Annotated in this window: 16 protein-coding genes, 1 tRNA gene and 1 pseudogene; 11 read left to right on the top strand and 7 right to left on the bottom strand. The window is 67.4% G+C overall.

Annotation, left to right across the window (positions count from 1 at the left end; all coding sequences use genetic code 11):
* Positions 1 to 98: 98 nt before the first annotated feature.
* Positions 99 to 175, bottom strand: a tRNA-Arg gene (locus Q1L59_RS11965).
* Positions 176 to 300: 125 nt separating this feature from the next.
* Here Q1L59_RS11965 and Q1L59_RS11960 point away from each other — a divergent pair.
* Entirely contained in the window at positions 301 to 747 is a 447-nt protein-coding gene (locus Q1L59_RS11960) for a c-type cytochrome (protein WP_300332488.1), read from the top strand.
* A gap of 101 nt (positions 748 to 848) precedes the next feature.
* On the opposite strand, the gene Q1L59_RS11955 is transcribed toward Q1L59_RS11960, so the two are convergent.
* Positions 849 to 2,837 (bottom strand): UvrD-helicase domain-containing protein, encoded by a 1,989-nt coding sequence (locus Q1L59_RS11955; RefSeq protein ID WP_300332486.1) that lies wholly within the window; start codon positions 2,835 to 2,837, stop codon positions 849 to 851.
* A 244-nt stretch (positions 2,838 to 3,081) separates the two neighbouring features.
* On the opposite strand from Q1L59_RS11955, the gene Q1L59_RS11950 reads away from it, so the two are divergent.
* The 5 genes from Q1L59_RS11950 to arsC all read left to right on the top strand — a co-directional run bounded on the left by Q1L59_RS11950 (position 3,082) and on the right by arsC (position 7,902).
* Positions 3,082 to 4,248 carry an efflux RND transporter periplasmic adaptor subunit gene (locus Q1L59_RS11950; protein ID WP_300332484.1) on the top strand — a complete coding sequence of 389 codons (1,167 nt, stop codon included), beginning with the start codon at positions 3,082 to 3,084 and terminating at the stop codon, positions 4,246 to 4,248.
* Positions 4,249 to 4,251: 3 nt separating this feature from the next.
* Positions 4,252 to 4,974 (top strand): ABC transporter ATP-binding protein, encoded by a 723-nt coding sequence (locus Q1L59_RS11945; RefSeq protein WP_300332482.1) that lies wholly within the window; start codon positions 4,252 to 4,254, stop codon positions 4,972 to 4,974.
* Positions 4,956 to 6,164, top strand: coding sequence for an ABC transporter permease (locus Q1L59_RS11940; RefSeq protein WP_300332480.1), 1,209 nt, complete (start codon positions 4,956 to 4,958; stop codon positions 6,162 to 6,164). Before Q1L59_RS11945 ends, Q1L59_RS11940 begins: the two co-directional genes overlap by 19 nt.
* Positions 6,165 to 6,197: 33 nt before the next feature.
* The gene (locus Q1L59_RS11935; protein WP_300332478.1) at positions 6,198 to 7,403 is read left to right on the top strand and encodes an ABC transporter permease; all 1,206 of its coding nucleotides are present in this window, start codon (positions 6,198 to 6,200) and stop codon (positions 7,401 to 7,403) included.
* A 145-nt stretch (positions 7,404 to 7,548) separates the two neighbouring features.
* Positions 7,549 to 7,902, top strand: coding sequence for an arsenate reductase (glutaredoxin) (gene arsC / locus Q1L59_RS11930; RefSeq protein ID WP_300332476.1), 354 nt, complete (start codon positions 7,549 to 7,551; stop codon positions 7,900 to 7,902).
* A gap of 11 nt (positions 7,903 to 7,913) precedes the next feature.
* Here arsC and Q1L59_RS11925 read toward each other — a convergent pair whose 3' ends face one another.
* The 3 genes from Q1L59_RS11925 to Q1L59_RS11915 all read right to left on the bottom strand — a co-directional run bounded on the left by Q1L59_RS11925 (position 7,914) and on the right by Q1L59_RS11915 (position 12,401).
* Positions 7,914 to 9,848, bottom strand: a complete 1,935-nt coding sequence (locus Q1L59_RS11925; protein WP_300332474.1) for a glutamine--tRNA ligase/YqeY domain fusion protein — start codon at positions 9,846 to 9,848, stop codon at positions 7,914 to 7,916.
* Between the two features lie 87 nt (positions 9,849 to 9,935).
* A complete protein-coding gene (locus Q1L59_RS11920; protein ID WP_300332472.1) occupies positions 9,936 to 10,394 on the bottom strand; it encodes a type II toxin-antitoxin system RatA family toxin in 459 nt (152 codons plus the stop codon).
* A gap of 111 nt (positions 10,395 to 10,505) precedes the next feature.
* Complete coding sequence (locus Q1L59_RS11915; protein WP_300332471.1) at positions 10,506 to 12,401, bottom strand: sulfatase-like hydrolase/transferase; 1,896 nt, start codon at positions 12,399 to 12,401, stop codon at positions 10,506 to 10,508.
* 318 nt (positions 12,402 to 12,719) lie between these two features.
* Here Q1L59_RS11915 and Q1L59_RS16755 point away from each other — a divergent pair, with 318 nt between their 5' ends.
* Positions 12,720 to 12,917 (top strand): TIR domain-containing protein, encoded by a 198-nt coding sequence (locus tag Q1L59_RS16755; protein ID WP_366145651.1) that lies wholly within the window; start codon positions 12,720 to 12,722, stop codon positions 12,915 to 12,917.
* On the opposite strand, the pseudogene Q1L59_RS11910 reads toward Q1L59_RS16755, so the two are convergent.
* Positions 12,863 to 13,246, bottom strand: a pseudogene (locus Q1L59_RS11910) (SUMF1/EgtB/PvdO family nonheme iron enzyme); the annotation flags it as partial. The gene Q1L59_RS16755 and the pseudogene Q1L59_RS11910 overlap by 55 nt on opposite strands.
* Before the next feature lie 374 nt (positions 13,247 to 13,620).
* A complete protein-coding gene (locus tag Q1L59_RS11905) occupies positions 13,621 to 14,493 on the bottom strand; it encodes a hypothetical protein (RefSeq protein ID WP_300332469.1) in 873 nt (290 codons plus the stop codon).
* A 505-nt stretch (positions 14,494 to 14,998) separates the two neighbouring features.
* Here Q1L59_RS11905 and Q1L59_RS11900 point away from each other — a divergent pair.
* From Q1L59_RS11900 to Q1L59_RS11885, 4 genes are all read left to right on the top strand, one after another.
* Positions 14,999 to 16,957 carry a phage tail sheath C-terminal domain-containing protein gene (locus Q1L59_RS11900; protein WP_300332467.1) on the top strand — a complete coding sequence of 653 codons (1,959 nt, stop codon included), beginning with the start codon at positions 14,999 to 15,001 and terminating at the stop codon, positions 16,955 to 16,957.
* Between the two features lie 16 nt (positions 16,958 to 16,973).
* Positions 16,974 to 17,474, top strand: coding sequence for a hypothetical protein (locus tag Q1L59_RS11895; RefSeq protein ID WP_300332465.1), 501 nt, complete (start codon positions 16,974 to 16,976; stop codon positions 17,472 to 17,474).
* A gap of 64 nt (positions 17,475 to 17,538) precedes the next feature.
* Positions 17,539 to 18,075: a hypothetical protein gene (locus tag Q1L59_RS11890; RefSeq protein ID WP_300332464.1), complete on the top strand. Its 537-nt coding sequence runs from the start codon at positions 17,539 to 17,541 to the stop codon at positions 18,073 to 18,075.
* Positions 18,072 to 18,251 (top strand): hypothetical protein (locus Q1L59_RS11885; protein WP_300332462.1); only part of this gene is annotated, 180 nt, incomplete at its 3' end. The genes Q1L59_RS11890 and Q1L59_RS11885, both read left to right, overlap by 4 nt.

Below are 18,251 nucleotides of genomic sequence, written 5' to 3'. Positions count from 1 at the left end.
ATGTGTCGTGCGATCCGGTCGATCTGAACAGCGACTTCGGCTGGATTTCGTACAGATTCCGGGACGCTCTCCCCTGGTCCGTCAAGCCATTGAATCGGTGGCACGCCCGAGACGACTCGAACGTCCGACCCCTGCCTTCGGAGGGCAGTACTCTATCCATCTGAGCTACGGGCGCGTACCGGGGCGGAAGCTTAACCGGTTTGCCCGGGGGAGTCCAGAGGAGTCCAGCCAAGCCCTTTTTTGCAGCGCAAAAGGGCGGTACAATCGGCGCTTTAACCCGCGGAATACCAAGGACTTGGCATGGCTCAGAAACAACACTCCTCAGGCGCGATCCTGTTCATCACCATCGTCGTCGCTCTTCTGCTGATCGTCGTCATCTGGCCGCTGGCAAAGCTCGGCAAGGGCGGCACGGCGGTCGGCAGCAGCGACGACGCCGACGCGCGCATCCAGCCAGTGGCCAGGTTCGAACTCGCCAAAGCGGCGCCGGCGAAAGCCGACGGGGCACCACGTGACGGCGCCACCGTCTACCAGACGGTGTGCATGGCCTGCCACGCCAGCGGCGCAGCGGGCGCGCCAAAAGCGGGCGACAAGGCGGCGTGGGCGCCGCGCATCGCCACCGGAGCGGCGGCGCTGCTCGCCAGCGTCACCAACGGTAAGGGCGCGATGCCGCCCAAGGGTGGCGGTGCCGACCTCAGCGAAGCCGAGCTGAAAGCCGCCGTCGAACACCTGGTCGGTCTCGCCAGGTAAGGCGCAGGCAGGACACCGGCGCGGCGAGCGCCGCGCCGGGCAGCCGCGCAGTATCGACTGCTCGGCGATGCGGCAACTCGCCGGCGCGCGCCGGGCGCGACTTACCCGGCCTGCTTGTTGAGGATAGCCTTCAGTCCGGCGAAGCGCTCGGCGTTGAGCGAGCGGTCGGGCGGGCCGGGCTCGCCGCCGCCCGAAAAACGCAGGTCGGCACGCCCCAGCTCGTCGATGAAGCGCGAGCTTCGGCAGGGAATCAGTTCGCGGCCTTGCCGCCGCTTCTCGCAATAGCTCAGGTGCAGCGAACGCTGCGCGCGCGTCACGCCGACGTACATCAGACGGCGTTCTTCCTCGATCCGGTTGTCGATCTGCGCTTCGCGGTGCGGCAGAATGCCTTCCTCGAGGCCGATCAGGAAGACGTGCTTGAACTCCAGTCCCTTGGCCGCGTGCAGCGTCGACAGACGAACCGCGTCGACCTCGGGCGTTGCCCGGTCGAGCATGTTGACCAGGGCAATCGCCTGCGTCGCTTCGCTCAGCGTCTTGCCTTCCTCGGCGCCTTTCGCGGCCAGCCAGTCGACGAACTCGACGACGTTGGCCCAGCGCGTGCGCGCCGTGCGCGGCTCGTCCTGGGAAAGTAGCCAGGCTTCGTAGCCGATCGCCGCGAGCAGCTCGGGAAGCACCAGCGCCGGCGCCTCGCGCGCCGCGCGTTGGCGGAAACGCTCGATGAAATCGTGGAATTCGAGCAAGGGCGCGAGCTGGCGCTCCTGCACGTGCTGCGCCAGACCGTGTTCGCCGAGTACGGCGAAAAACGAACGCTGGCGCTGCCCGGCGTAGTTGCCCAGCGCCTGCAGCGTGGCGGCGCCGACGCCGCGGCGCGGCACGCTGACTGCGCGCAGGAAGGCCGGATCGTCGTCGGTGTTGTTGAGCAGCCGCAGGTAGCAGCTCAGATCCTTGATTTCCGTCTTGTCAAAGAACGACTGGCCACCGGAGACGAGGTAGGGAATGCGCTGCTCGCGGAGGAACTGTTCGAGCGCGCGCGCCTGAAAATTTCCCCGATAGAGAATGGCGTAGTCGCCGAACGCGCCGCGCTGCTGAAAGCGGTGCGCCTGCAGTTTCATGACTACCGACTCGGCTTCCTTCTCGCCATTCGCGCAGACGCTGACGGTGATCGGTTCGCCCGGACCGAGTTCGGACCACAGTTGCTTGTCGAAAAGCTTCTCGTTGTGTGCGATCAGCGCGTTGGCTGCCTGCAGGATGCGCACGCTCGAGCGGTAGTTTTGCTCGAGCTTGATCAGCTTGAGGTTCGGATAGTCGCGCGGCAGCTCGCGCAGGTTGGCGATGTCGGCGCCGCGCCAGCCATAGATCGCCTGATCGTCGTCACCCACCGCGGTGAACGCCGCGCGTGCGCCGGTGAGCAGCCTGAGCATCTGGTACTGTGCTGCGTTGGTATCCTGATACTCGTCGATCAACAGGTAGCGCAAGCGATTCTGCCACTTCTCGCGCACTGCCGCGTGGTCGCGCAAGAGCGTCACCGGGAGCGCGATCAGGTCGTCGAAATCGACCGCCTGATACGCGCGCAGCGTCGTACAGTAAGCGGCGAAGGCATCGGCGGCGCGCAGTTCAGTCTCGTTCTGCGCGTTCTTGCGCGCCAGCTCGGGCGTAACCAACGCATTCTTCCAGTTCGAAACGAGCGTCTGCAGGCGGCGGACCGTTGCCTTGTCGGTACTGCCGGCGATTTCGGCGAGAACGGCGAAGCAGTCGGTGGCGTCGAAGATCGAGAAATTCGGTTTGTAGCCGATCGCCTTCACTTCCTCGCGCAGAATTCGCACGCCGAGCGAATGGAAGGTCGAAATCGTCAGCCCCTTCGTCGAACGGCCGGCGAGCAGCTTGTCCACGCGCGCCTGCATCTCCTTCGCCGCCTTGTTGGTGAAGGTGATCGCCGCCAGATTGCCCGGGTTGAAGCCGCAGGTGTCGATCAGATAAGCGATCTTTTCGGTGATCACGCGCGTCTTGCCCGAACCGGCGCCGGCGAGCACGAGCAGCGGCCCGTCGAGGTAGCGAATCGCAGCGCGCTGGGCGGGATTGAGCGAAGACATTGGCGGCCTGTCCGGAGCGGGGTGGCGATTCTAGCACGCACCTCAGCCGCTGCCACAGCCACTGCCAGGACGACTTGCCGGCGGCGTTTTTCGCCGCGCAGTGCTTGCCTGGCCGGCGGTTTCGGCGGACCATACCGGGCTGGCCGGGCGAGCAGCGCTGATCCGGCCGATGCGCACCGATGTTCTGCCGGTCTCTTGCTGGTCTTGCTGCCGGCCTTCTCCCGCTAGCCTGTCGAGTTGCCTCATGTCCGCTTCCTTTCTCCCGCGTGTCCTGATCGCCGCTGCCGTCGCGCTGCTCATCGCCGGCGGCGTCTGGTGGATCAGTCGCCCGCCGCCGGTCGCCGTCGTCGTCAGCGAGATCGGACGTGGCCTGGTCGAGTCGACGATCGCCAACACGCGCGCGGGAACCGTCGAAGCGTGTCAGCGCACGCGTCTGTCGACGATCAGCGGCGGGCGCATCGAAGTGCTTGCGGTGAAGGAGGGCGATCGCGTGCGCGCCGGGCAGTTGTTGATGAAGCTCTGGAACGACGACCAGAAGGCGCAAGGCGCGCTCGCCATGGCGCAGGTGGCGACCGCCCGGCAGCGCGTTGCCGAGGCCTGCGCGGTGGCCGACAACGCCGAACGCGAGGCGGCCAGGCAGGCGGCGCTGCGCGCGCGCGGCTTCGTTTCGACGGCGCGCGAGGAAAGCGCGCGCAGCGAAGCGCTTGCCCGACGCGCCGGCTGCGCCGCGGCGCGCGCCGATGTCACGCAGGCCGAAGCGCGCGTCGGCGTGACGCGCGTCGAGCAGGGCAGGACGATCCTGCACGCGCCGTTTGCCGGAACGATCGCCAAGATCGTCGGCGAAGTCGGCGAGTACTCGACGCCTTCGCCGCCGGGCGTGCCGACGCCGCCGGCGATCGACCTGATCGACGACTCGTGCCTCTACGTCAAGGCGCCGATGGACGAGGTCGATGCGCCGCGCATCAGCCCCGGCCAGGCGGTGCGCATCAGCCTCGACGCGCTGCCCCGGCAGTCGTTTCCGGGCCGTGTCAGACGCGTCGCGCCGTACGTCTCGGCGGTCGAGAAGCAGGCGCGCACGGTCGACATCGAAGCCGTCTTCGACGATCCGGCAGCCCCCGGCAAGCTGCTCGTCGGTTACAGCGCCGACCTCGAAGTCGTCCTCGCTGTGCGTCAGGACGTCGTTCGCGTGCCGACTTCGGCCCTGCTCGAAGGCGGCCGCGTGCTCGTCGCGGCGAGCGACGGGCGGCTCGCCGAGCGTCAGGTCAAGCCCGGCCTCGCCAACTGGGAGTACACCGCGGTGCTCGCCGGGCTCGCTCCGGGCGAGCGCGTCGTCACTTCGCTCGAGCGCGCCGGTGTCGTCGCTGGCGCCGCCTATACGATCGACCCCCGGCCGGGACCGACGAGCAAGTAATCGATGACTTCCGGGCTGATCGAACTGGCCGGAATCGAGCGCGTCTTCCGGCTCGGCGACAGCGAGGTACACGCGCTGCGCCGGCTCGACCTGCAGATCGCCAGCGGCGAATACGTTTCCGTCATGGGGCCTTCCGGCTCCGGCAAATCGACGCTGCTCAACCTGCTCGGGCTGCTCGACCGCCCCGACGCCGGCACCTACCGGCTTGCCGGGCGCGACGTGACGACGCTCAGCGCGGACGAGCAGGCACGCCTGCGCAGCGAACGCATAGGCTTCGTCTTCCAGAGCTTTCATCTCGTTCCGCGGCTGACGGCGGCGGAAAACATTGCCCTGCCGATGGTCCTCGCCGGAATCGCTCCGAGCCGGCGCGCCGAGCGCATCGCCAGCGCGCTGCGCGACTACGGGCTGGAGAACCGCGCCGATCATCGTCCCGACCAACTCTCCGGCGGGCAGCGACAGCGCGTCGCGATCGCCCGCGCGACGATCATGCAGCCGGCGGTGATCCTGGCCGACGAGCCGACCGGCAACCTCGATCGGGCGACCGGCGAAGAAGTCGTCCGCCTGCTCGAAACGCTCAACGAGCGCGGCGTGACGCTGATCGTCGTCACCCACGACGCCGGACTCGGCGCGCGCGCGCAGCGCCAGTTGCTGATGGAAGACGGCCTGCTGCAGCACGACCGGCGGCACGGCAGCGAGACGCCTGGCCCATGCGTAGCGCCGACCTGATCCGTTTCGCGCGCGACGCGGCGGCGGGCCATCCGCTGCGTACCGTTCTGCTCGTCCTGGCGATGGCCATCGGCGTCGCCGCGGTTGTCGTCCTCACCGCGCTCGGCGACGGCGCACGGCGCTACGTGCTGAACGAATTTTCCTCGATCGGCAGCAACCTGGTGATTGTCCTGCCCGGCCGCTCGCAGACCGGCGGCTTCAATCCGGGCAACGCGGTGACCAGCACGCCGCGCGATCTGACGATCGACGACGCACAGGCGCTGCTCCGGGCGAGCAGCGTGTACCGCGCCGCGCCGCTCGCCGTCGGCACTTCGGAGATCAGTTACGGCGGCAAGCTGCGCGAAGTCACCGTCGTCGGAACGACCGCCGAGTTCGTCGAGGTTCGCCGCCTCAGCCTGGCGCACGGGCGCTTTCTGGTCACCGGCGACTGGCGGCGCGGCGCCTCGGAAGCGGTGATCGGGGCCAAGATTCAGGACGAGATGTTCGGCCGGCAGAATGCGCTCGGCCAGCTCGTGCGCGTCGGCGACCGGCGCTTCCGCATCGTCGGCGTGCTGGCTGCGAGCGGCCAGGGGCTGGGCATGAACACCGACGAACTGGTCATCCTGCCGGTGCCGCTGGCGCAGGCGATGTTCAACAGCAACACGCTGTTTCGCATCCTGGTCGAAGCGAGCAGCCGCGAAGCGATCGACTCGGCCAAGGCGCAGGTCAGCGAGATCATCCGCCTGCGCCACGAAGGCGAACTCGACGTCACGGTGATCACCCAGGACGCCGTGCTGGCGACCTTTGACCGTCTGCTCGGAACGATGACCCTGGCGGTCGCCGGAATCGCCGCGATCAGCCTGGCCGTCGCCGGCATCCTGGTGATGAACGTGATGCTCGTTTCGGTCACCCAGCGGACGGCCGAAATCGGCCTGCTCAAGGCGCTTGGTGCGAGCGCGGCGACGATCCGCAACGCCTTCCTCGCCGAAGCCGCGATGCTCTCGATCGCCGGCGCGCTGGTCGGCCTGCTCCTCGGGCACGCCGGCGCGGCGATCATTCGTCAGCTCTTTCCCGCCTTTCCGGCTTTTCCGCCCGCCTGGGCGGTGATCGCCGGACTCGCCACGGCGCTCACCACCGGCGTCCTCTTCGGCGTCCAGCCGGCGCGCCGGGCCGCCCGGCTCGACCCGGTGCAGGCGCTCGCCAGGCGCTGAGCGGCGCCCGCGCAAAACCATGGCCAGGCCACGATGATCCGCCCGCAAGACTCGCTGCAGCTTGCCCTGCGTGCGCTCGGCGCGCACCGGCTGCGCAGCTTCCTGACCCTGCTCGGGATTGCCGTCGGCATAGCCGCAGTCATCCTGCTCACCTCGATCGGAGAAGGCATTCATCGCTTCGTCCTGGCCGAGTTCACCCAGTTCGGCACCAACGTGATCAGCGTCGCGCCCGGCCGCACGAAGACCGCCGGCCACTCGCCCGCCGGCATCCCGACTTCGGTTCGCCCGCTGACGCTGGACGACGCGCGCGCGCTCGAACGGCTGCCGCACATCACCGGCATGACGGCGACCGTCTGGGGTAACAGCGAGGTGAGCGCGAACGGACGCCTGCGCCGGACGACAATCAATGGCGTCGGCGCGCAAATGCTCAAGGTCTTCGCCATCCGCGTGCGCAGCGGTCAGTTCCTGCCCGCCGACGAGGCCGAAAACGCGCGCGCCTTCGTCGTCCTCGGCGCCAAGCTGAAGGAGGAACTGTTCGGCAGCGCCAACCCGCTCGGCGCGCGCGTACGCGTCGGCAGCCTGCAGTTTCGCGTCATCGGCGTTCTCGAAGCGAAAGGGCAGATCCTCGGCTTCGACCTCGACGACGCCGCGTACATTCCGACCGCGCGCGCGCTCGAACTCTACAACCGCGACGGCGTGATGAAGGTCGACCTTTCCTACGAAGCCGACGTACCGGTCGCCGCGGTCAGCGCGCGCGTCCGCCAGGCGCTCGTCGCACGCCATGGACGCGAGGACTTCACGCTGACCACGCAGGAAGACATGCTGCGCACGCTGTCCAGGATCCTCGCCGTGCTGACCATGGCGGTCGGCGCGCTGGGCAGCATTTCGCTGCTCGTCGGCGGCGTCGGCATCGTTACCATCATGACCATCGCGGTCAGCGAAAGGACGAGTGAAATCGGCCTGCTCGTCGCGCTTGGCGCGCCGCGGCGGACGATCCTCGGCCTCTTCCTGGGCGAAGCGGTCGCGCTCTCGGCGCTCGGCGGGCTGCTCGGTCTGCTCCTCGGCGTCGGCCTGGCGCAGTTGATCCATCTCGTGCTGCCGGCGCTGCCGGTGCACACCCCGCTCAGCTTCGTCCTCCTCGCCGAAGCGATTGCGCTCAGCATCGGCCTGCTCGCCGGCGTCCTGCCGGCGCGCCGCGCGGCGCGCCTGAACGCCGTCGACGCGCTGCGCGCTGAATGAGTGCCGACTGCTCGCCGCCGCACGATGCGCACGCGCCGGCAAGTCCGTGCGATGATCGACGCTACGCCGGCAGACCGGCGGCGTCAGCAGCAGACGCCGCGGCCGTCCCCGGCGTTTTCCGTCAAACCCGGTCTGGAGGTAAAGCATGAGCGAACCTGCCGTGCGCATCTATCACAACAACCGCTGCTCGAAGAGCCGCGCCGCGTGCCAGTTGCTGGCCGAAAAGGGCGTTGCCGTAGAAATCGTCGACTATCTGAAAACGCCGCCGAGCGCCGACGAACTGCGCCAATTGCTCGCCCAGCTCGGCATGTCGGCCGAGCAACTCGTCCGCCGCGGCGAAACGGTGTTCAAGACGAACTACGCCGGACGCACGCTGAGCGAAGACGAATGGCTGGCGGCGCTGGTCGCGCACCCGATTCTGATCGAGCGGCCGATCGTCGTGCGCGACGGGCGAGCGGTCGTCGGCCGGCCGCTGGAGAAAGTCCTCGAGCTCTTCTGAGCCGCGCTGGCTCAGCCGCCGGCGCCGGTCTTCGCCGCTTTCTCCACCTTCGCCTTCGCCGTCTTCTCCGCCTGCGCCACGTTCCCCGCCTTCGCCGCCTTCTCGGCCCACGAATCGCGCAGCGTCACGGTGCGGTTGAAGACGGGCGCGCCAGGCTGCGAATCGACCCGGTCGGCGACGAAGTAGCCGTGCCGCTCGAACTGGAAGCGCTCTTCCGGTTGCGCCGTGCGCAAGGCCGGTTCGAGCTGCGCGTGGACGACGCGCCTGCTCTCCGGGTTGAGATCGGCGCGGAAATCGCGCTCGCTGCCCGGCGCATCGTCGGCGCGCCGGGCGCCCGGCGACGGCACCGAGAACAGCCGGTCGTACAGCCGCACCTCGGCGGCGCAGGCGCCGGCGACCGCCACCCAGTGCACGTTGCCCTTCACCTTGTACGCGTCGGCGCCCGCCGTCCCGCTCTTTGAATCGGGAAAGTACTCGCAGTGCACGACGCTCGGCGCACCGTCGGCGTCGAGCTCGACGCGGGTGCAGCGGACGACGTAGGCATAGCGCAGGCGCACCGTGTTGCCCGGGTAGAGGCGGTGATAGCCCTTGCTCGGCTGCAGCATGAAATCCTCGCGCTCGATCCACAACTCGCGCCCGAAAGGCAGCGCGCGCGTGCCCAGATCCGGCCGCTGCGGGTGGTTCGGCGCGCTGCACGCCTCGCCCGCGTCGGCCGGGTAGTTGTCGATGATCAGGCGCAGCGGATCGAGCACCGCGACGCGCCGCTCGGCCGAAGCGTTCAGCACCTCGCGCATGCAGTCCTCGAGCAGCGAATAATCGATCAGCGATTCCGAGCGTGAAACGCCGACGCGTTCGGCAAACAGGCGGAAACCCTCGGCCGGATAGCCGCGCCGGCGCGCGCCGACGAGCGTGGGCAGGCGCGGATCGTCCCAGCCGCCGACGTGCCCTTCGTCGACGAGCTGGATCAGCTTGCGCTTGGAGAGAACGATATACGTCAGATTCAGGCGCGAGAACTCGATCTGCTGCGGCAGCGGACGCTGCAGCAGGCCGCCTTCGGCCAGCCTTTCCAGCAGCCAGTCGTAGAACGGCCGCTGATCGGCGAATTCGAGCGTACAGATCGAGTGCGTGATGTTCTCCAGCGCGTCCTCGATCGGGTGCGCGTAGGTGTACATCGGATAGACGCACCAGCGCTCGCCGGTATTGTGGTGACTGGCGTGCCGGATGCGGTAGATCGCCGGATCGCGCAGGTTGATGTTGGCCGAAGCCATGTCGATCTTCGCGCGCAGAACGTGCGTGCCGTCGGCGAATTCGCCCCGCTGCATGCGCTTGAAGAGGTCCATGTTCTCTTCGACGCTGCGCGTGCGAAACGGCGAATCCTGCCCCGGTTCGGTGAGCGTGCCGCGCGTCGCGCGCATCTCGTCGGCGCTCTGGCTGTCGACGTAGGCGTTTCCGCTGGCGATCAGATGCTCGGCAAAAGCGACCATCCAGGCGAAATAGTCCGAGGCGAAGTAGAGATTGGTCTCGCCCGGCGTGTCGTCGAGGGCGTCCACCTGCCAGGAAAAACCGAGCCAGCGCACCGCATCGACGATCGAATCAACGTACTCCTGCTCTTCCTTCTCCGGATTGGTGTCGTCGAAACGCAGGTGGCAGCGACCGCCGTAATCCTGCGCCAGACCGAAGTTGAGGCAGATCGACTTGGCGTGACCGAAGTGCAGATAGCCGTTCGGTTCCGGCGGAAAGCGCGTCCTGATGCGCGCCGGGTCGAGCGCCCCGGCCAACTGCTGCGCGCCCGGCCCCGGGCGGCCCGACCAGCGGCGCTGAACAAACTTGTCGACTGCCAGCTCGCTTTCGATGATCGTGCGAATGAAATTCACCCCGGCGGCGGGCGTCGCCGCCGCGTCGCCGCGCGCGCCATCGCTGCGGCCTGTTTCAGTCCCCTGGCTCACGGTGCACAGTCCTTGATGAGAGAAGGCCGGTATTTTAACCGCTTGCCGCCGTCGTCATGGCGATTGGCGCGCCTGGTAAGGCGCTGCCTACGCCTGCCGCCCGCCGCCCAGGCGCTGACTGGCCAGCCGCTGTACGCGCGCCTCGAAGGCCGACACCATGCCGCTGGCCATCGGCAGGAGCAGCATCTGGATCACCGGCATCAGGAAGAACGAACGCATTTCGCAGTCGAGTGCGAAATCGACCTGGCAGCGCTCGTCGGCGAGCGGCGCGAACGACCAGCGCAAGTCGAAATGGCAGAACGAACGGTCGTCCGAACTGACGTGAATGGCGTGCGGGCGGTCGAGTTCGGTGCGCGTGCGGAAGTGGTGGATCAGCCAGCCGACGGCCAGGCTCTGCTCGGTTTCGTAGCCCTGCGCGTGCCGGCTGACGATGCGTGCGCGGCGGATCGTCGGCAGGAATTCGGGATAGCGCTCGACGTCGGCGACGACATCAAAGAAAGTCTCGGCGGGCTGTGCGACGGCGCGCCTTTCGCGATGAATGGCCATGCTTTCCTGCCTCCGTCAGCAGTCGCCGGCAGGCTTCGCCCCGCGCGAAGTCCGGCGTGTGCAACGCTGGCCGCCAGCCATCGGGCCGCGCGCAGGCGCGCGGCGAGCGCATCAACTGCTCGGGCGGCTGAAACGCGTCAGATTGTTCATCATTTCGACCATTTCCGGCCGGATCTGGTTTTTTGCCGCCTCACCATCCTCGACCGGACGGTCGTCGCTGTCGAGCACCTCCTGGCGGACGACGCCGGCGGCATTCACCGGGAAAGCAATGCGGTATTTCTCGCCGATGTACGCGATGCGGTGCCAGTCGGCGGCGACCGCGTAACTGCGGTGGAAATCGGGCGCCAGCAGATCCTGCCCCTGCGCGTAGTCGGCCGGCGGGTTGCGCACGCCGAGGCGGGCCATCAGTGTCGGCGGAATGTCCAGGTGGCTGGTCATTCCGCGCACGACGCGCGCCGGCTCGCCGGGAATCCAGAGCACCGCCGGCGTGCTCGTCTGATAGCGATTGAACTCGGCGGCGTGTCCCCAGCGGCTGCTGCGCTCCATGAACTCCTCGCCGTGGTCGCCGAGAACGATGACGATCGTATTGTCGAGCAGCTTGCGCTCGCGCAGATGCGCCAGCAGGCGGCCGATCTGGCGGTCCACGTGGTGCGCCGCGTTCAGATAGCGGTTCTTGATCTGCGCCATCTGCCCGGCGAAGTCGGCCGCCAGATAATTGAAATCCTCCAGATACGGTCGGGCGATCACGCTGTCCGGCGGGAAGGTGTAATTGGCGTGCGTTCCCTCGAAGAACATGTAGGTCATGAACGGCCGCTGCGGATCGCGCCGGTCGATGAACTTCATGATGTCGTCGATGTTCTGCCTGTCCCTTTCCCACGGTTCCGGGCCGCTCGACAGCGCGTGCATGTCGGCCGGGTTCATGCGCAGAAAGACCGTCTTGTCGAACGGCGGGTAGGTAAACGACTGGCTGGTATGCAGGCTGAACTGGTAGTTCTGCTGCTGCAGCACGTCCATCAAGAGCGGCGAGCGATTCGCCTTGATCATCGGAAACCAGTAGTTGCCGTACAGGCCGTAGAACATCGAAAAGATGCCCATCTGCGTCGCATTGCCGCCGCTGTAATGCTGTTCCAGGCGCAACGATTGCTCGGAAAACGCCCATAACTCGGGCATGATCTGGCGGTCGAGCAAGTCGAAACGCAGCGATTCGGCGACCAGCCAGACGATGTTCGGCGGGCGCTGCGGCGGTTCGACGTGCAGCGGCACGAGCGGATAGCTCAGGCGGCCCTGCTTCAGGTGCACGCCCTCGCCGCCGTCGGCCGGCGCTGCGATTCCCAGGCGCGCAGCAAGCCGGCGGAAGGTCGTCGGCAGGTAGAAGGGATAGCGCTCGCTGGCGAAGAGGATCGGCTGATAATTCACCGCTGCGCTGTAACCGTAGGCAACGCGTTCGCCGATCGCCAGACTGAGCAGCGCCAGCAGCAGCCAGCGCGCGCGCGGCGAACGGCGCGTCGCCAGTTCCAGCCGGTGGTTTCCGCGGCGCGTCGCCCAGTAGTAGGTCGCCGCCTGCAGCACGAGCAGCGCCGCGGCGATCGCCGCGGCGGTCAGCTCGGTGCTGCGACTCGCGCCGAGCGAGGCAATTCCGCCCGGCGAGAAGACGAGGTCGATGACGAAGCCGTTGATGTGGAAACCGTACATGCCGTAGATCACGCGGTCGGCGAACAGCAGCACCTGAACCGCGCCGGTGAGGCCGATCAGCGCGCCGGCGAGCAGCCGTGCCGCAGCGACCGAGTCGCCGCGCCGCTGCAGAAAGCGATGCAGCAGGTAGCCGGGGACCAGCGCCGGCAGCAGGTAGAGAAAAGCGTAGCTGAGCGTCGTCGCCAGCGTCCACACGGCGACGGCGGGCGTGCTGTAGGCTTTCGCCGTGGTGAAGGCGCTGACGTGCAACGCCACCCAGAGGCCACTGAGCAGAAAGAAGCGATCGATTTTCTGGCGGGGAGGGACTGAATTCATCGTCGTCGATTTCGGGCGGGAGTGAAATTCTAGCCTGAAAACCTTAGCTTGGCCTGAATTACGCAGCCCTGGGCGGGGTCCGGCCGGGCCGCTGGCTGCACCACTTTGCTGGAGCGCTTATCATTGCCGCAACGGCGACCGGGCGGCGCGGCAAGCGTCGGCGGGTGCGCGCCGCTCGGCGCCGCCGCGCGCCCGCCGAACGAACCGCCCGGCCGGCAAACGACCATCGCACTTCGGGGGAAAAGCGTGCCGCAAACCACGATCTTCGTCAGCTACAGCCACCAGGACCAGCGTCACCTGCAGCAGTTTCAGCGTTTCATGACGCCGCTCGAACGCGCCGGCCTGCTCGCCTATTGGGATGACACGCGTCTGCGCGGCGGCGACGACTGGTACGACGAAATCGACCGCGCGCTGCGCGCGGCGAGCGTTGCCGTCCGCTTCATTTCGCAGGATTTCATCGCCTCGCTTCCCGCTCGGCGCGAGTACTCCCACTCGGATTCGGTCGGGAGGCGGTAGCCATCGGCCGTGTGCTGCCAGGTCACGTTCGTCCCTTCGATCTCGTAGCAGCGCGCCAAGCCGTCCTCGTCCGACAGGCGGTTGCAGAACTGCACGGCGTCGTACCAGGAAATCCCGTTGGCCGGCCAGTCGTCCGCATCCTTCTCCGGCCAGTAGCGTTTCACCTCAGGCATCAGCTTTCTGTACAGACCGCGGGTAACCGGATGACGCATGCAGGCGAAGGCGTCCTGCGTCACCTCGTGCAGCGGGCCTTCGTCGTGCGAGCGGCCGGCTTCGCCAGGTGGGCTGCCCATGTGGAAACGACCGGCCGGGATGTCGATCTGCGCCACCGACAAGGCGGGACGCGCGGGTGGTGGCGGTGCTGGGGGCTCGAGAGGTTCGCGGGGTTTCGGAGGCTGAACCGACTGAACCGACTCAACTGGTGCGACCGGCTCATCAACCGCTCCAGCGGCGACGCCAGGCTCAGGCCGCTGCCCGCCAGCGCGCGCCCGACGGCCTCGGCTCGACGGGAATCGGGCTCATCGGCGGCTGGCTGCGGCGATAACGGGCAAACGGCGCGCCTGGTGTCGGCAAGCGGGAAGCTTGATCCAAGGGGTCGGCCGGTGCGTGTCCGGCCGCGCTTGGCGGGCCGTCGGCACGGCGATTGAGGACAAAAAAAAAGGGGGCTTGCGCCCCCTGAGGTTCCGTGCGAAATGGCCGTGGGTCAGCGTGCCACAGCTTTCTTCTTGGTGCGCGGATGAACCAGCCCGAGCAGTCCGAGGCCGGTGAGAAGCAGAGTGCCCGGTTCCGGCAGATCGCCGGGGGGGTCGACGAGAATGCTGTCGTTGGCGCAGTTCTCGGTCCAGTGAATGTCGAACGCCTGCCCGTCGTGCCAACCGCTGTTGCGCAACACTTGCAGGTCGAGGCTCATTTCGTAGAAATAGTGTCCATCGAGCGGGGCCGCACCGTAACCGGTGGTCGGCGTCGTCGTGTAGGCGAGTGTTGCCATTCCGGCCAGCGTGCCGCCGGCCAGGTAGGTCGGGTGCAAGGGATCGGGCGAGTAGCCGGGTGCGGAGGGATTGGTATAGCCGCCGCTGCTGGTCCACAGGCCGTAGTTCCACTGCGCGTTGCGATAGATGCCACCTTCGACGCCGAAGCTCTCGACGGTGTAGTTCGTGCTGTTGACGAAGCTCGTGACGTGCTTGATGTTGATGCCGACTTCGTAGCTGCCGTCCTTGCCGAAGTCGATGGCAAAGTCGCCCGCCCCGTAGCTGTTGGCTGACGGCTGGTTCAGCGTGCGCGGGTTGTGCCCGGTCGCCAGCGCGATGTAGAGCTTCTGGTCGGTCAGCGAGAGGTTCGCGTAGAGCGCTTCGGCGTCGTAGGCCTGGCCGCCCCAGCCGGGGTTGAGGTAGAAGGCGCCGCCGCCGGTGCCGTCCTCGATCGTCGCGTGGATGCCGGAGCCCGGCGCCGGTGCCCAGGTGGCCGGATTGATTCCCCAGTCCGCCAGATTACCGTCGATCGTCAGCGCGGCAGCCGGTAAGGCGAAGCCGGTGCCGATCGCGACAGCGGCCAGGGTCAGTAGCTTGTTCATGTTCATGCTTGTCTGGTGCTCCAGATGGAGGGATGCGTGTTGGCAGAGAAGCGTTGCGCCGGCAGCCGTTTGGCGGCTGGTGGAACGCCACCGGGTTGCCCGATTGGCCTCGCGACCAGGGCGACCCGACTTGCTGCGCAGTGTCGCTCGGGCTGGCGGCGTGGCGTTATGAACTAGTGCACAAGCGGCTGTAGGTTCGTCGCTCGCCGTCTTGGCAGCCGCGTCGGCAGGTGCGCAGCACCCGTCGGTGGCCGGCCTCCGCCGGGTGCTGCGGCAAGCTTCGCCGGATCGCGACAAGCCCTTACAAGCAACTCATTTTATTGGTCTGTCGAACTTTCCCGGCGGCCAGCCGTCCATTTGACGGAGGCCGGCCATTCTGCGATAGTCGGCCCACGAGGTCGGTTTCGCTGGTCTGTCTATCCTCTCGCTGCTGGGCTTTGATCGTGTTGGGAAGTCGTGGAGCGCACTGCTGCTTGACGCGTGGAGCGACCTCAAATCGAAGGAGATCGCTATGTCAGAAATGATCGTACCGGGCACCTACATCGACGTACGCGCGGAGGGTCTGATCTCCGCTGGTGGCGTGGCGACTGGAATCGTCGGCATCGTCGGCACCGCCCGGTCGGGCCCGCTGGCGACGCCGATGACGCTGTCCGGTTTCGCGCAGGCGCGCGAGCTCTTTGGCCTGGCGGACAATCACGCCAGCCCGGAAGACGGGGCGCATCCGCTGACGCTGACGCGCGCTGTGCAACTGGCCTACGCCAACGGCGCGTCGACCGTCGTCGCCGTGCGTGTGGCGAGCCCGCGCGCCGCGTCGGCGAGCTTCGCGCTGAAGAACGGCGCCGGCAACACGGTTGCCGTTCTCGCCGCGACGACTCCCGGCTCCTGGGGCAACGACATCCAGGTTTCGGTCAGCCCGGCCAAGGCGCCGGCGCGCATCGTCGGCGAGCGGCAGACCTCGTCGTTCGCCGCGCTGACCTATTCCAGCGTCCAGCCGAATCCGCAGAACCGGATTCAGGTCGTGCGCGGCGACACCCGGCGCGTGGATACCTTCGATCTGGTCTATCGCTTCGTCGTGCGCGACGAGACGGTGGGCAAGAACAGCGGCGGCAGCTATCAGTTGGCCCATCCGCGGCTCGCCCAGGTCGCCTCGATCAATTCGCTGCTCGTCCTCGACAGCAGCGGCAGCCCGCTACGCGCGTATGGGGCGAAGCCGCCGAGCGGGGTGACGGCAGGGACGATTCTTTACGATCTGGCGGCGACCCCGGCGCTGAACGAGGTGCGGATCAATCCGAACACCAGCGAGCTGGCCTTTGCCGCGACGCAGGCACCGGCCGCCGGGCAGACGGTCGTTGCGACCTACGCCGTAGACCATGCCGACCCGCAACCCGGCGAAGTGCTTGTCACGGTGTGGAACGGTGACCTCGACTTCGCCCCCGGCGAGGCGCCACGCGCCGTCGCCGGCGACGTGCTGACCGCCAGCTATCTGGTCGAAGCGGCGGACTGCGTGCAGGTCAGCCTGACGCACGGCCAGTTGAAGGAAAGCTACGTCGTTCCCGACGGGCGCACGCTGGCGGTGCAGGCGAGCAGCTCGCGGCTGGTGCGCGTCGTTCCCGACGCGACGAATGGCGGAACGAAACCGGCCGCCGATGTCGCCGCGTTCTTCGGCACGGGCAGCAACGTCGGCGGCGCGAACGGCGCCGACGCCGGCGAGGACGAGTACGCGGCGGGGCTGGAAGCGATTTCGAACATGCTCGTCAACCTGGTCGTCCTCGCCGGTCAGGACGCGCGTCAGATGGGAGCGGTGCTGCTCAGTCACCTCAAAACGACCGAGGAAACCGACCTCGAACGGCTGGGCGTGATCGGTGCCGCGGGCAGCGAGGTGGCCGACTTCCTCGGCCATACGCTGGCCGACGGCCGCCTCGTTCTGGTCGCTCCGGGAATCCGCAACCCGGACGGCACGGACTTGCCGGCGGCCTACACGGCGGCCGCTGTCGCCGGCCTGATCGCCGCGCTGCCGGTGCACACCAGCCTGACCAACAAGTCGATCAATCTGCCCGGCATCAGCCTGTCGGCCAACCGCGGCCAGCAGGCACAACTGATCGAGCGCAACGTGCTGACCATCGTCGCGCGCCAGGGGCTGCGCGTTCTCAAGGGCGTGACGACGGAAGGCGTCGGCCAGCCTTTTTCAGCGATTCCGACGCGCCGCATCGTCGATTATGCCAAGTACGGCGTACGCTCGGCGGCCAATCCCTACCTCGGGCGACTGAACAACTCGCGCGTGCGCGCCGCGTTGAAGGCGACGCTCGATGCCTTTCTCACCGGAATGGTCGAAGACGAAGCGCTTACCGGTTACCAACTGGACGTCACCGCGACGCGCGCGCAGGAAATCGCCGGCCAGGTCAATGTCGTGATGACGATCCAGCCGACCTTCAGCATCGACTTCATCCGCGTCGTCATGACGCTGCAGTAAGACAGGAGATCCGACCATGCCCAACGATGTCTTGCGCGCTACCGATGCGGTCCTCGTCCTCGGCGTCGAGGATACCTCCACTCCTGAAGGCGAGGCAGCCAACGCGCTGGTGTCGCAGTACGACCTGTCGAACGTTGTCGGCCGCCTGACCAACGTCCAGATCAGCATCAGCAGCGACGTTCGTCCGTTCTACGAGATCGGCCGGCGCTACCCGACGCACTTGCGACCCGGCATTCTCAAGGTGTCGGGTTCGGCCGAACGGGCGCACGTCAATGGCGCGCTGTTGCGCCTGCTGCTCGGCGACGGCGCGGTCAGCCCGCCGTCCGGAGCGACCTTTGCCCAACCCTCGTTCAATCTGATTTCGACGCTGAAGGATCCGGCGCATCCCGAGCAGCAGACCAAGGTGACGGTCTTCGGCGTCAAGTTCGACAGTTGGACGTACAACATTCCGAGCGACGCCTTCGTCATGGAAGCGATCACCTTCCAGGCGATGCGGGTGGCTTACGAGGAAAGCTGATCAGCGCGCCGCAGCGCGATCCAACGGAGGTTCCTGACGCATGCAGGCCGTCCGCAATCAGGCTATGAACGACGTTGCCCAGGGCGATGGCGAAGCGGGCAGCGCTCAGCTTCTCAGCGCGCAGGAACTGCTCGCCGGCAGCCTGCTGACCTACGATGTCGAGGTTCCCGCCAGCATTCTGCAACCGGGCGCGGAGAGCGGCGCGGCGCGGCGCGGGCAGGTGCGCCTGCGCCCGCTGAAAGTGGCGACGCTGGCGCTGATTTCGCGTGCCGCGCGTGAAGATTCGTCGCTCGCCCCGCTGCTGATGGTCAAGGAGTCGCTCGTCGAGCCGCAGTTGCCGCTCGAACAGATTCGCCAGATGCACGCCGGGCTGGTCAATTTTCTGGTCGCCGCAGTCAACCGCATTTCCGGTCTGGAGCGCGAGCCTTCGGCGGCGCAGAACGCTGCCGCCAGCGCGATCGGCGAATCGCACGTGTTGCTCGCCTGGCATTTCGGGTGGACGCCAGCGCAGGTGGCCGAGCTGACGCCCGGGCAGCTTGCCGTCTATCTGGCCGGAATCGAGCGGCTGCAGGCTGCTGGCACGCCACGGAAACCGGCATGAAGCGGCCTTTTGACGAGGCCGCCGGGTGTGCGCTGCGCCTGGCTGAAACGCTGTTTGCGCTGCCGGCCGATCATCTGCCGGTGATCGGCGCCGAGCCGATCGGCGATCCGGCGGCGGCGATGGAAGAACTCTTCGCGCGCTGCCTGGGTCGGCTGGCCGATCCCCGAGCTGCGCCG

The organism is Accumulibacter sp., from assembly GCF_029255125.1.
GTDB lineage: Bacteria > Pseudomonadota > Gammaproteobacteria > Burkholderiales > Rhodocyclaceae > Accumulibacter.
This window is presented reverse-complemented; position numbering and strand designations above follow the sequence as displayed.

Bases quoted from the DNA above. Each gene is read 5' to 3' on its own strand.
- Q1L59_RS11915 (WP_300332471.1), bottom strand. From the start codon at position 12,401: ATGAATTCAGTCCCTCCCCGCCAGAAAATCGATCGCTTCTTTCTGCTC.
- Q1L59_RS11960 (WP_300332488.1), top strand. From the start codon at position 301: ATGGCTCAGAAACAACACTCCTCAGGCGCGATCCTGTTCATCACCATC.
- Q1L59_RS11920 (WP_300332472.1), bottom strand. From the start codon at position 10,394: ATGGCCATTCATCGCGAAAGGCGCGCCGTCGCACAGCCCGCCGAGACT.
- Q1L59_RS11950 (WP_300332484.1), top strand. From the start codon at position 3,082: ATGTCCGCTTCCTTTCTCCCGCGTGTCCTGATCGCCGCTGCCGTCGCG.
- Q1L59_RS11935 (WP_300332478.1), top strand. From the start codon at position 6,198: ATGATCCGCCCGCAAGACTCGCTGCAGCTTGCCCTGCGTGCGCTCGGC.
- Q1L59_RS11940 (WP_300332480.1), top strand. From the start codon at position 4,956: ATGCGTAGCGCCGACCTGATCCGTTTCGCGCGCGACGCGGCGGCGGGC.
- Q1L59_RS11945 (WP_300332482.1), top strand. From the start codon at position 4,252: ATGACTTCCGGGCTGATCGAACTGGCCGGAATCGAGCGCGTCTTCCGG.
- arsC (WP_300332476.1), top strand. From the start codon at position 7,549: ATGAGCGAACCTGCCGTGCGCATCTATCACAACAACCGCTGCTCGAAG.
- Q1L59_RS11955 (WP_300332486.1), bottom strand. From the start codon at position 2,837: ATGTCTTCGCTCAATCCCGCCCAGCGCGCTGCGATTCGCTACCTCGAC.
- Q1L59_RS11900 (WP_300332467.1), top strand. From the start codon at position 14,999: ATGTCAGAAATGATCGTACCGGGCACCTACATCGACGTACGCGCGGAG.
- Q1L59_RS16755 (WP_366145651.1), top strand. From the start codon at position 12,720: ATGACGCCGCTCGAACGCGCCGGCCTGCTCGCCTATTGGGATGACACG.
- Q1L59_RS11895 (WP_300332465.1), top strand. From the start codon at position 16,974: ATGCCCAACGATGTCTTGCGCGCTACCGATGCGGTCCTCGTCCTCGGC.
- Q1L59_RS11890 (WP_300332464.1), top strand. From the start codon at position 17,539: ATGAACGACGTTGCCCAGGGCGATGGCGAAGCGGGCAGCGCTCAGCTT.
- Q1L59_RS11905 (WP_300332469.1), bottom strand. From the start codon at position 14,493: ATGAACATGAACAAGCTACTGACCCTGGCCGCTGTCGCGATCGGCACC.